Source organism: Salinicoccus sp. Bachu38, assembly GCF_038561955.2.
In the GTDB taxonomy this organism is placed as follows: Bacteria; Bacillota; Bacilli; order Staphylococcales; family Salinicoccaceae; genus Salinicoccus; species Salinicoccus bachuensis.
Genome location: NZ_CP138333.2, coordinates 2,001,026 through 2,013,871 on the forward strand (window position 1 = coordinate 2,001,026; position 12,846 = coordinate 2,013,871).

12 protein-coding genes are annotated in these 12,846 nt (G+C 51.5%); 3 read left to right on the plus strand and 9 right to left on the minus strand.

Annotation, left to right across the window (positions count from 1 at the left end; genetic code table 11):
• Nucleotides 1-27: 27 nt before the first annotated feature.
• Nucleotides 28-834: a carbon-nitrogen family hydrolase gene (locus RQP18_RS10225; protein WP_342387594.1), complete on the minus strand. Its 807-nt coding sequence runs from the start codon at nt 832-834 to the stop codon at nt 28-30.
• 304 nt (nt 835-1,138) lie between these two features.
• On the opposite strand from RQP18_RS10225, the gene RQP18_RS10230 reads away from it, so the two are divergent.
• Complete coding sequence (locus tag RQP18_RS10230; RefSeq protein WP_342387595.1) at nt 1,139-1,558, plus strand: GNAT family N-acetyltransferase; 420 nt, start codon at nt 1,139-1,141, stop codon at nt 1,556-1,558.
• A gap of 28 nt (nt 1,559-1,586) precedes the next feature.
• On the opposite strand, the gene RQP18_RS10235 is transcribed toward RQP18_RS10230, so the two are convergent.
• The 7 genes from RQP18_RS10235 to RQP18_RS10265 form a co-directional block, all read right to left on the minus strand.
• Nucleotides 1,587-2,480: a YitT family protein gene (locus RQP18_RS10235; protein ID WP_342387596.1), complete on the minus strand. Its 894-nt coding sequence runs from the start codon at nt 2,478-2,480 to the stop codon at nt 1,587-1,589.
• A 91-nt stretch (nt 2,481-2,571) separates the two neighbouring features.
• Complete coding sequence (locus tag RQP18_RS10240) at nt 2,572-3,462, minus strand: diacylglycerol/lipid kinase family protein (protein ID WP_342387597.1); 891 nt, start codon at nt 3,460-3,462, stop codon at nt 2,572-2,574.
• A gap of 171 nt (nt 3,463-3,633) precedes the next feature.
• Nucleotides 3,634-4,077 (minus strand): DUF378 domain-containing protein, encoded by a 444-nt coding sequence (locus tag RQP18_RS10245; protein ID WP_373446057.1) that lies wholly within the window; start codon nt 4,075-4,077, stop codon nt 3,634-3,636.
• Between the two features lie 116 nt (nt 4,078-4,193).
• Nucleotides 4,194-5,429, minus strand: coding sequence for a metal-dependent hydrolase family protein (locus RQP18_RS10250; RefSeq protein ID WP_342387598.1), 1,236 nt, complete (start codon nt 5,427-5,429; stop codon nt 4,194-4,196).
• Between the two features lie 29 nt (nt 5,430-5,458).
• A complete protein-coding gene (locus tag RQP18_RS10255; protein WP_342387599.1) occupies nt 5,459-6,610 on the minus strand; it encodes a hypothetical protein in 1,152 nt (383 codons plus the stop codon).
• A gap of 147 nt (nt 6,611-6,757) precedes the next feature.
• A complete protein-coding gene (locus RQP18_RS10260; protein WP_342387600.1) occupies nt 6,758-8,263 on the minus strand; it encodes a pyruvate kinase in 1,506 nt (501 codons plus the stop codon).
• A gap of 120 nt (nt 8,264-8,383) precedes the next feature.
• Nucleotides 8,384-8,794, minus strand: a complete 411-nt coding sequence (locus RQP18_RS10265; RefSeq protein ID WP_342387601.1) for a hypothetical protein — start codon at nt 8,792-8,794, stop codon at nt 8,384-8,386.
• A gap of 135 nt (nt 8,795-8,929) precedes the next feature.
• Between RQP18_RS10265 and RQP18_RS10270 the strand changes: the two genes are divergently transcribed.
• The gene (locus RQP18_RS10270) at nt 8,930-11,002 is read left to right on the plus strand and encodes a HelD family protein (protein WP_342387602.1); all 2,073 of its coding nucleotides are present in this window, start codon (nt 8,930-8,932) and stop codon (nt 11,000-11,002) included.
• Nucleotides 11,003-11,085: 83 nt separating this feature from the next.
• Nucleotides 11,086-12,477, plus strand: coding sequence for an L-cystine transporter (locus RQP18_RS10275; RefSeq protein WP_342387603.1), 1,392 nt, complete (start codon nt 11,086-11,088; stop codon nt 12,475-12,477).
• On the opposite strand, the gene RQP18_RS10280 is transcribed toward RQP18_RS10275, so the two are convergent.
• The gene (locus RQP18_RS10280; protein WP_373446058.1) at nt 12,461-12,730 is read right to left on the minus strand and encodes a hypothetical protein; all 270 of its coding nucleotides are present in this window, start codon (nt 12,728-12,730) and stop codon (nt 12,461-12,463) included. The two genes, RQP18_RS10275 and RQP18_RS10280, sit on opposite strands and share 17 nt — an antisense overlap.
• Nucleotides 12,731-12,846: the final 116 nt, after the last annotated feature.

A 12,846-nucleotide genomic window follows, 5' to 3' on the forward strand; every position in this document is an offset into this window, starting at 1 on the left:
CTCCTTTAGCCCTGTATCCTGCATCATCTATAGAAAATGGTACATCTCTCTTTTCCGGCTATCGAATATCGGCACTTCCTCCCGGATCCTTGCCACTTCATTCCCATCCAATCGACCGGTTACGACCCCGTCCCCATGGTCCGCCGTTTCATCGATGACTTTCCCAAAAGGATCGATGATCATGGAACGGCCGGCGAATTCCTGGCCGCCGATTTCCCCGATTTCCCCGTAAGTGTTCGACGCGATGAGATAGCACTGGTTCTCGATCGCCCGGGCTTTGATGAGCACCTCCCAATGGGCCTTGCGCGCCATCGGCCATTCGGCGACGACGAATATGGAAGTTGCGCCCTTCAGTGCAAGATCCCTGAAGAGTTCCGGGAAACGGAGGTCATAGCAGATGACGACCCCGCACGTATTGCCATCCAGCGTGAACGTTTCGACCTTGTCCTGTCCGCCTGCCAGATATTCCGGTTCATTCAGCATCGGAACGAGATGCATCTTGGAATATTCATACACGAGCGTGCCCTTCCGATCGACGACGAACGCAGTGTTATATACCTCATCCGGGTCTTCCTTGACGTTGGCGACGGAGCCGGCGACGATGTTCACATCATATTCTTGTGCGAGTTCCGAAATCATGGACTTTGCCGGCTCGAGATCCTGGCAGGCATGTATCCTGATGTTTTCAAGATCATATCCCGATGTCCACATCTCCGGCAGCACGACGACATCGGTCTCTTTGAGCTCTGCCCTTTCGAACTGCTTTCTGACCTTTGTGAGATTTTCTTTGACATCCCCGAATGCCACCTGATACTGCAATGCTTTTATATTCATCAACAACACCTCTATATTCATGTTTGTCTGGAGGCAACCTCCTCCAATTTCTTCATCCGATTATCCAATACCCGTCTGATTACGGGTTTTACACTTTTCAGCATCATTCACCACCTTGAAGATGATTTCAGGCGTCGATTCGATTGTCCTATCATAGTAGTAGCGCTGCATAGACGCATCCGTTTGGCAGCTATAGAATTTTAAATATTCTGTATAAAGTATACTTTCCAGCCATTTTACTTTCAATTATTATTGCTTTAACCGGCAGGAAAGGGCTATTATTAAATGAAAAAGGGGTAAAGCCATGATTGAACTATCTACAGGCAGGGACGTCGGCTACGATGACATTGAACAGCTCTATATGAGCAAGGGGCATACGTCCTATGACAAGCGGATGGATGCACTGTTTGAGGCTGTTATGGCTTCCGACTACATTGTCACGGCATGGGACGACGGTCAGCTCATCGGTCTGATCCGGTCCTCCGGGGACTTGATGTTCACCCAGTATGTCGCGGATTTCGTCATCCACCCGGATCACCAGTCCAAGGGTGTCGCCTCGAAGCTGATGGATGCCTATCTGGAGGCTACTGAGGATGTGGAGAAGATCTACCTGCTGATGCAGGGGCCCACCAGTGCCTTCACCAGGAACTGGCTGATACATAAGGGATTCGAAACAAGAAGCGGCGATCCTTCCGCCATCTACCTGAAGTCGAAAAGAAAATGAAAAGACCCCGCCAAAGCGGGGTCTTCGTCTATATGAAATAGTTGCCGAGCACACTGTTCACATCGTGCACCACGACGAATGCTTCCTCATCATACCGCTTGATCAGACGCTTGAGCCTTGTCAGCTGGTTCTTGTTGATGACGACATACAGGATGTCCTTGTCCTCCTGTGTATAGAAGCCACGGCCGTTCATGATGGTGACACCGCGTCTGATTTCGCTGTTGATCATCTTGCCGAGCCGCTCCGGGTGGTCGGAAATGATCGTGATCGCCTTCTTCGGGTTCATGCCTTCGATGATGAAGTCCATGACTTTTGTTGCGATGTAGAGCGCAATCACTGTAAGCAGCACCTGCTCGAGTGTCATGACGGTCAGACCGATGGTGATGACGACCATGTCGAAGAACAGCAGTGCATAGGAGACGTTGATGTCCATATATTTATTGACCAGGCGCGCAAGGATCGTCGTGCCTGCCGTCGTTGCGCCGATCCGTATAATCAGACCGATGCCGAGACCGACGAATATCCCGCCGAATACGGTATTGACCAGTATTTCGTCCGACTGTACGTGCCAGGATTCCGTCAGCCAGAGGAAGAATGATGTAAGGAATACGACGACGATCGTATAGTACATCGAACGCTTGCTCAAATATTTGAAGCCGACGGCGAGCAGGACGGAGTTCAGCACCAGGTTCGACAGGGCGGGAGAAATATCGAATGCGTAGTAGAGGATGATTGCGAGCCCCGTGACGCCGCCCTCTCCCAGATTGCCGGCAATCATGAACGAATTGACACCAATGGCAAAAATAAAAGACCCGATGATTACCGTAGCAATGTTGATCAGGGTCTGTTGCGTGATCCTGGGATCGAATGAAATTCTTCTTTTTTCAAAATTGATGTTCCTGAGTCTTTCTCTAATCTTCACAATCATCCTCCTCCTCAATGTTTTTTATTCCACCGATACATGATATACGATAGAGGGAAATATTTCAACATCCCTGGGAGAGATTATGTCACTACGCATAACTCTCAGGCACATTGATGCGGACGCAGGCAGGGACCACCTCGATCTCCATGGCATTGAAAGACTCGGCATCACCGTCGACATCCATCACTTCAAGCCGGTCCGTGTCGAGCATGAGCTTCCGTGTGCGCATGTAATGGACATTCCCGTGTTCGACGATCCTGCCGCGGAATGCCGCAATGATGATTTCAATGATCTCCTTCGCCGTGGAGGGCTGGATATTGATGATATGCAGCTGGTGGTCATCCACCCTCGCCTGTGGCAGCAGCCGGTCGAAGCTGCCGACAGAAGATGTATTCGCAACAATTGTCAGTATCGAATCGCTCATCACCTTCTCTTCCGCCGTATCGATGGTCACACGGTAGTTCTTCATGGTGAACAGGGCGCGCAGGCCGGCGTAGAGATAGGCGAAGAGGCCGAACCTGTTTTTGACTTTCGAGCTGACACCCGTAAACGACTCCATGAAATCACCCAGTGCAATCAGGTAGGCCGCATGCCGACCGTTGAACCTGATGACGTCCACTTCGATGGTCTCCTGGGGCTTCGAGAGGTTCCGGATCGCTTCATTCATATCAAGAGGGAGGCCAAGGGCCCGTGTATAGTCGTTGACCGTCCCGGCCGGCAGGATGGACAGTGACGCGTCCGAAGCACATTCGACCATTCCATCGATGATTTCACCGATGGTCCCATCCCCTCCTGATGATACGATCAGATCGGCATATTCCGAGGCCTCCATGGCGAGTGCCTTCGCATCCGATCCGTCTGTATATAATATTTCGACATCATAACCCTGGCCCTGGAGGGCGCGCAGCACTCCATATTCGACCGGCGGCTTTTTCTTCTTCCCTGATTTCCTGTTGATGATTACCGCTGCTTTCTTCATACATTTCCCCTATCTTCATCCAGTTTCTCCAATCATATAAGATGACAGCGGCGCTGTCGATGGATGGATTCATTATGCATATAAAAAAACATCCAGCTGATGCCGGATGTCCTCTTCTTGTATGCATTTTATACAACGTTTATGGAGATAGGAAAAATACTGTCGGTTCGATTACAGGCGGTCGGTGTCGTCCGTCCTTCTGTTGCGGACAGTACCTTCGTCTGTTGTGTTCGTCAAGTCATCAGGATCGTCCGTTGTAGTACGGGTATCGCCTGCAGTTGTCCTGTCACCGAGCGTGTCGTCCGTTGTAGTACCGGTGTCAGCCGTGTCATGAGTGTCCCCTCTAACAGGCCTGTTGCCCGGAGTGTCATCGGCCGTCCGGTGTGTTGTGTCGTCTGCTGCCGTATGACGTGCATCATCGTCCGTAATCAGCCCGAAGAATTTCAGGCAGTACAGCGCGGACAGACCCACAAGAATGTAGATAATCTTGGAGAGGATGGCATCCTGACCGCCGAATATGGAAGCGACCAGATCGAATTCGAATAACCCGACAAGCAGCCAATTAAGACCACCGACTATGAGTAGTACGAGTGCAATGATATCCAATGCTTTCATGTGCGCTTTCTCCTTTCTCATCGTTTGTTAAATTGTTCCCCCTATGAGGACATCTAAACATTGTCGGGCGATGTATTTTGAATTAAATGGAAACAGCCCCGGAACCGGGGCTGTTATCATTCACCTATGATGTTCTTGTAGACGACGCCCTCTTTTGCGACGACTTTGATGTTGTCATTGTCCTTCAATGCACCGATGTTCTCCAATGGGTTCTCCTTTGAGAAGATGAAGTCGGCAACATAGCCCTCTTTGACCAGACCGATATCCGTATATCCCATGCATTCTGCAGCCGTCTTTGTTGAAGCGGTGATGGCATCGATCGGTGTCATGCCGCATTCGACCATCAGTTCAAGCTCCCTCAGGTTTGTGCCATGCTTGAACACGCCCGCATCTGTACCCATGGCGATCTTGACTCCGGCCTTATATGCCCGTGTGAAGCTTTCCTTGTGGATTTCGATGACTTCCTCGGATTTCTCGACGGCAGTCTTCGCCATCCCGAGCTCCTCGGCGAATTCGAGCACGGAGACCGGTGCAAGCAGTGTCGGAACGAGGTATGTACCCTGATCCTTCATCATGCCGCATACTTCATCATCGAGGAATATGCCATGCTCGATGGAATGGATGCCCGCTTCCACACACTGCCTCACACCTTCCAAGCCCTGGGCATGGGCCATGACTTTGACGCCGTTTCGGAATTTCGCCTCCTCCACGATGACCTTCAGTTCTTCGAGCGAGAACTGGGTGAACTTCGGATGATCGGTCGGGCTCGATACGCCGCCTGTGGCGTGCACCTTGATGATGTCGGCACCCGCCCGCAGCATCTCACGCGTCTTCTTGCGCACTTCCTCCACACCATCACAGATGCCGTGCGGCATGCCCGGATGCGGCTGCATGAGGTCCGTCACGACGCCCGAATAGTTGAAGCCATCTCCATGGCCACCTGTAATCGTCAGTGCATTCACACTGATCTGCATGCGCGGCCCCTTGACCAGCCCATCCTCTATCGCCTTCTTCAGACCGAGGTCGCTGCCGAGGGCGTCCCTTACCGTCGTCACACCTGCATTGAGCGTCCGGTTCAGGTATTCCATCGCAGCATAGAAGTTATAGGAGAACGGAGTGACGAGCCGTTCTTCCAGCGGTTTGAATTCCGTCATCATGTGTACGTGTGCATCGATCATGCCCGGGAGCATGTACTGCCCCGCGCCGTCCAGCACTTCTGCACCCTCTGCTGCGGATTCCTCGGCATCGATTGCCTTGAACCGGCCATCCTCCACAAGCACATTCGTATTTTTGACCAGTTCCGAACCCGTACCGTCTATCAGATTGACATTCTTAATGAAAAGCTTTTCCATTTCTACACTCCCATTTCTTTCATTTTAGTTTATATCATGCTCATGACGAAGCTCGCGATGAATACGGAAGCCACCGTTACAGTGACGAAGCCGCCGATCAGCATCGGTGTCACCAGTTCCTGGAAGAGCCTGTTCTGGTCTTCCAGATTGTTCGTTTCACTCCGTGCGACCTCTTCACAGATCAGATAGTCCCCGGGGAATCCGATTAGCGCCGTCAATGCGACAGGCACACCTTTGTAGGGATGCCAGCCGACCAGTTTGGATGCGATGAATCCACCCGTGATGATGCCGAATATGCCAAGGGCAAGAATCAATGCCACAGCCGGGATGTTGCTCACCACATCCTGTGGCGTGATGCCGCCCATCGTGCCGATAATAACGAAGATGAGCGCGACCATCATGAAGCTGAACGAGTTCGCAGACTCCAGGGCGCTTTTCGGCAGCAGATTGAGGTTCAGGGCCAGTATGCCGAACAGCAGGCAGAACAGCGTATAGTGGATTCCGGTGATATCCCCGAGGATGACCCCGAGCATCCCCAGGACGAAGATGACGAACAGTTTGATTGTATTGTTCTTCATCAGGCTGAAGCGGGAGATGCCCCGCTCTTCCTCAAAGCCGATGCTGTCATCTTCGACTGTCCGGTTCTCCGCCATGAAGGCCTTGCCGTACCGCTTCATGAATGCGGTTGCGAGAGGCATGCCGATCACCCCCTGGAAGGCCTGCACAAGTACAGGGACCACGACCAGGCTGGTGAGCCCGAGGTTCGTCAGCGTTTCGTTGGTGATCAGAAGCGCCACTACACCGCCTGAAATCGGACCGACCCCGCTCGCAGCCGTCGTGAAGTCGAATACAAGCGTCACGATGACGAGCACCAGTGTGAGTGCCCCTGCAAGGCCGGACAGGGCGATGATGACCGCCCGCCACTGCTTTTTAAGGATCGAGAAGCGCATGAGCGTTCCCATATGTACAATGAGCGGGCCGATCAATATCGCCCCCAGTGCCGGAAGGGTGGAAAGTTCGAGAATATTTTCCGGGAATATCCCCGTCCATGTAAGTATCAAAAAGCCGAGCATTGCTGTCATCAGCATCGGGACCCGTGCACGGGTATAGACCGAAATCAGTTCTCCGAGGGCAATCAGTGCAAACAGCATGACCGTTGCAACAATGGGTTCCTGTAACATATGTATCACTCCTAATCGTCTACGATGTAGGTAGTATACGCCTTCCTTAAGATAAAATAAAGTAATTTTCAGAAATAATCAATCATTCTGACAAAAATAGTCTCCAGAAAAAAGAGGAAACAAGCAGCCTGTTTCCTCTCCGCCTTCCTATTCCTTATTGTCGAACGTATGATTGGCAATGCCGAGTGCCCGGAGCATCGCCGTCTTCTTGTAGTGGTGATCCTCGAACTTCTCCAGGATTTCCGAGACCACCTGGACGCCATCGGCGATATATTCACCCTTGTTCAGCATGATGCACTCGGAGCGCGAACCGGCCACCACATCCGAGATTTCGGAGCGCGTCGGTATGCCCGTCTTCACAAGCGATTCCACCACCTGCGTCGCCCATACGACAGGCACATGGGCCGCTTCGCATATCCAGAGCAGCTCTTCCTGGATCTCGCTCAGCCGTTCGTAGCCGATTTCGACCGCGAGGTCGCCGCGTGCCAGCATGACGCCGAATGGCCTTGCACCTGCTGCACGCTGTATGATATCAGGCAGATTCCTGATGCCTTCCGGCGTTTCTATCTTTGCGATGCTCGGTGTATCCTTCCTGTCTTCAGGCAGCCGCTCTGCCAGGGCTTCTTCAATGAGATCGATATCTTCAGTATCCTTGATGAAGGAAAATGCGATGGCATCGGCATGACGGGTCGCGAAATCCAGATCCTTAAGGTCCTTTTTCGTCAGGACAGGCAGCTTGAAGTCGAGGTCGGGCAGATTGATGCCCTTCTCCGTCTTCACCTTTACACCGCCTTCCTTCACCGTCCGCTCCACTTCACATATGATGCCGGAGTCCGTCTTCTCCACCGCTTCAGCTTCGATATGCCCGTCATCGATCTTTATCTTCTGTCCCGGCTCCATCTTTTCGATCACTTCCGGCACGGAAGTATTGAGCGCGATTTCAACATCCTTCGGCAGCGTCATCGATTCCGCACCGGAGAGCAGGAAGCGCTCCCCCACCCCGAGCTTCGGGTTTCGCATCGAGGTCAGTAGATGCTTCGTGCGAATTTTGGGACCGCTGATATCCATCAGTATGCGGCAGTCGAGCCCTGTCTGCTCTTCTGCTTCCCTGATGTTCCCGATCATGCCCGACCATGTCTCTTCATCGTCATGGGCACAGTTTATACGGGCCATGTTCATGCCGGATGTGATGAGGGTCCTGACCAGTTCATAGTCACTTCCGGCGGCCGTTGGCATCGTTACAAGGATGCGTGTATCCCTGCCGTTCCTCGGCGGCCCGAAAATATTGTCCGAATTCCTCCTCAGTGCCAGATTGCGCTCCAGAAAGGAGTCGGAGGAGCGGTAGTCGACCTCCCCGACATCTTCATCCGCGATGTAGCCAAGTGTGCGTGTAACGGCGTTCAGCGTCCCGAGCACATCCGCTTCCAGGCGCCCCAGTGAAGATACGCCCCACGGAATCAATTTTTCCTGCAGTTCCCTCATGTCCTTCTTGCGGAAAGCCATATAATAAGCCAGATTTCTGGCGCTGTTCCTATACGCGTCACGGATGGGCCTCCTGTCCCATTCATCAAACAGCCAGTCGCCCTCCTGCTCTACAGAAGCCCTGATCTCCATGACTTCCTCGAGCAGCGGGAGTACATGCTTCCTGTCCATTGCCATCACCTCTTTCAGATAATCATGGGCGTTCCTTCCCTATACCCGTTTGACGGCGATCTATTATTGTATAATGAAAAAAGCCGCTTCAGACCACGGAGGCCGGAAGCGGCTGGAATTTCAGAATCCGAGCCTGAACATGAGATGCAGCGCCTGGAGATAGCCGATATGGAATATCATCCAGAGCGCAAAACCGATATAGCCATTCAGCTCCAGGTTCTGTACGGAGAGGCTGGAGAGCACGAAATAGAGCAGCGTCACAACCACCCACACTGTCGCCAGTCCCGGCATGTACAGATGGCTTTTATTCAAGTACAGCCATTTCAGTATGATGGCCAGAGTGACAGAGACCATCAGATGGAAAATAAGCTCCATGAACAGACCCGGACTCCGGCCGAAAATGAAGTCCACATTCAAAAGCAATGTCATGATCTCGATACCTGTGCTGGATTCCACATACGCACATGCAAGAAAAAGCAGCACACCGGAAACGACACCGGTAGTCAAACCTGATACTAATATTCTCCTCATGATCGCTGTCCTTTAACCAGTATGATATTCGCACGATTTTACACGTCAAGTATATCATATGGTCCCGATGAATTTAAGACTGTTAATTATTACAAAATACCTATATGCTAAGTGTCGAACCAAAGGAGGATCCCTATGAAAATTCTATCATTTGAAGAAGAAGCCCGGCACCTGACCTTCATCGTCGATTTTCTCAAAATATTCAATGCCGACCTGGAAACGAGGCAGAACCGCACGGCCCAGGGCATACTGGATACAAGATACGACATCAATGAAAACATCTCCAATGTCGTCGATTTTGCCGATGGCAACGTCATGGAGTTCGTCCAGATGCTGCCGGAAATCAGAAGAACCGAAATGAACTACAATTATATAGAGACGATGCGTGAACGCACAGAACGCATGATACCGAAACCCTATTTCGGCAAGATCACCGTCGATGGGGAGCCGATCTATATCGGCACCGGCACAATAAAGAACCGCGACAATGACATACTGATCTATGACTGGCGTACGCCGGTCGCAAGCCTGTTCTATGAAAACAGGACCGGCGACCTGTCATACCGCATTCCGGATGGCAGCAGGATAGATGCAACCGTCGAACAGAGGCGCCAGTTCATCATCGAAGACGGCGCCCTCCTCAACATGTTCGACAGCGATGTATATATTGGTGATGAGATCCTGCAGCGCATGATCACCGACTCCTCCCAGTCGAAGCTCAAAAACATCGTCTCGACCATCCAGCAGGAGCAGAATGACATCATCCGCCTCCCGCTTTCCCAGGATACGCTGGTCTATGGGCCGCCCGGCAGCGGAAAAACTTCCCTTGCCATGCAGCGGATTGCATTTCTGCTGTACCAGCACAAGGAGACCCTCGATCCGGAGAACATACTGCTCATTTCGCCGAATGAAGTGTTCAACGACTATCTGTCCGATGTCCTGCCGGAGCTTGGCGAAAACCACGTGCGGAACACGACGTTCTACCGCCTCATCTCACAATTCCCCTACTTCAAGGGAAGGAACTTCGAGCATGTCTATGACAACATCAAACGCCTGAGGGAAAATGATGAAGGGCATGACATCTATGAATTCAAGAATTCCCTCGAGTACTTCAAATCCCTCCATGGCTTCATGAAGCATCTTGAGACCGACGGCATGGAGTTCAGGACCCTGCAGGGCGAGAATGGACTGTTCTACAGCAAGGAACAGCTGGTCCACGTCTTCTATAATGAACTTGGCGACCATCCCATAAGCAGGAGGCTCTCGAAGATGCAGGAAAGGCTGCTCAGCCTGTATACCGAGGAAGTCAAAAGACTGACGAATGAAAAGTACACGGAACTGCGCGACAGCAACAAGTACATCGGCGAGGCGCATGAACTCAAGAAAGAGGCACATGATTTTGCCAAAAAGCAGCTGAAGACCGTGCACCGCCAGGTCGCCCTGTTCCGGTTCGTCCACTTTGAAAAACTGTATGTAAAGTCGATATACGATAAGAAGTTCCGCAACCGGACCGTGCGCTCCGTCAAGGAGAATGATTTCAAGTATGAGGACATCGCACCAATGCTCTATATGTACATCCACCTCCTCGGCAAAAATGACAGGCAGATCCAGCATGTACTGATCGATGAGGTCCAGGACTATTCGAACATCCAATACTATGTCATGCGCCATTACTATAGGAAGGCGACGTTCACGAGCCTCGGCGACCCGAACCAGCAGATCCACCCCGGCAGGAAGGATGCCCTGGTCGCCAAAAACCATGTCCAGAAAAGGCTCGAGCGCTCCTACCGGTCCACCAACCAGATCAATGCATTCCTGAACAGCATCATCCCTGGTTCCATACAGTCCGCTTCCGTCGATGGGGATGAGGTGCAAAAATTGCACACCGACGACGAAATCGGCCATGTCAGAGAGGTGCTCCGCTCCGGAGAGTACCCGCAGGTCGCCATCATCACCCCTTCAAGAGACGCAGCCGACCACTATTACGCACAGCTGAAGGATGAGTTTCCGCACATGAAGAATCTCGGGGAGACGGATACACTGTACAACCAGTCGTTCATCATCCTGCCCTACTACCTGTCAAAAGGGTTCGAATACAACACGGTGATCCTGACGGATGCACAGTCCTACAGCGATTCGAAGCATATACTGTATGTGCTCGCCTCCCGCGCCACGCGGCATCTCCACCTGCTCAACCCGACTGAATAGTACGAATATATTAATCCTACTTTACAAGTAGGATTAATTTGTTTATGATAGTTCTACTTGATTTGAAAAGGAGCTATCATTAAATGGATGCATTACTTGTCGTCATAAATATTATCGCCTTCCTGCTGCTCATCGGCGCACTTGTGTTCCTCAAGCGGCGGAATGTAAAATTCTCCCATCGCGTGATGATCGGCCTCATCATCGGCCTGTTCTTCGGTGCCGGACTGCAGCTGGTCTATGGTGTGGACAGTACAGTCATAACAAGCACGATGGATTGGGTTTCCATCGTCGGCAGCGGGTTCGTCCGACTTCTGCAGATGATCGTCATGCCACTCGTCTTCATTTCCATCCTCGGTGCTTTCGCAAAGATGGATGTAAAGGAGAAGTTTCTGAAATCCGGCGTCAAAATCATCGCACTGCTGCTCGGCACCACCGCGATTGCTGCTGTGATCGGTATTTCTGCCGCCCTGCTCTTCAACCTTGATGCTTCAAGCCTCAACCTGGGCGAAGCCGAAAATGAAAGGGCACTCTCACTCGAGAGCACCGCTTCTGAAATCGAAGATCAGACGCTTCCCCAGCAGCTCGTATCACTGCTGCCGGCCAATCCTTTCCTTGACTTCACCGGAGATCGTGCCACTTCCACCATCGCAGTCGTCTTCTTCGCCATCTTCATGGGATTCAGCTTCGTCCGCCTCATGCAGCGCAATCCCGAGAGCGGCGAGAAGATCAGGACAGGCATCATCGCCCTGAACGACTGGGTCATGCAGCTTGTCAAAATCATTCTGGCCCTGACCCCTTACGGGATTCTGGCCATCATGACTTCTACTGTGGCCACTTCAAACTTCCAGGCCATATACGATCTTGGACTGTTCGTTGTCGCTTCATACACTGCACTGCTGACGATGTACCTCGTCCATCTGCTGCTGATCGGGCTGACAGGCCTGAATCCACTCCAATACTTCAAGAAGACTGCGGAAGCACTGCTGTTTGCCTTCACTTCCCGTTCGAGTGCCGGCACACTGCCACTCAACATACAGACGCAGCGGACAAGACTCGGCGTACCGGCAAGCATCGCCAACTTCTCGGGAAGTTTCGGACTGTCCATCGGACAGAATGGGTGTGCCGGCATCTATCCAGCGATGCTCGGCATCATGATTGCCCCGGCAGCCGGTGTTGAAATCAACGCCCAGTTCATCATTACGCTGATTGCCGTGACGGTCATCGCATCCCTCGGAATCGCCGGTGTCGGTGGTGGCGCAACATTCGCAGCAATCATCGTCCTGTCAACGATGAACCTGCCGATCGCCCTCGCCGCCGTCCTCATCTCCATTGAACCCCTGATCGATATGGGAAGGACAGCCGTCAATGTCAGCGGCTCGATGACGGCCGGAACGATAACCGCAAAGACGAATCGGTCATTGGACAAGGATGTCTATGATGAAAAACGCTACGATGAACTCACAGCAGAAGCATAGTTTCCACCGGCACTCGGAGTGCCGGTTTTTTAATGAAATTTTTTAAAATTAATTTCATTTTTAACTGCTTCTCGAGTGGTATTACACTACACTTCTCTTCATTCATCGAGCAGCAGCAGTGTTTCTCCGACACACGAAATGTTGGAAAATGACCAATTTCAATCCGCGTAAAATCAACGATAAATTCTTCTTCTCCGATTTTTTCAAAAATGCCCCATCCCTTGCCACTTCTCCTTTTCAATGCATTCTGCATGAAATGCTTAAAAATAAATTACCCTTTAATCCGAGTTTTTCATAGCATTTCACTTCTTCTTTGCTATAATGAAAACATAATTTAATATTCACACAATAACAATCGGGATGGAGGAT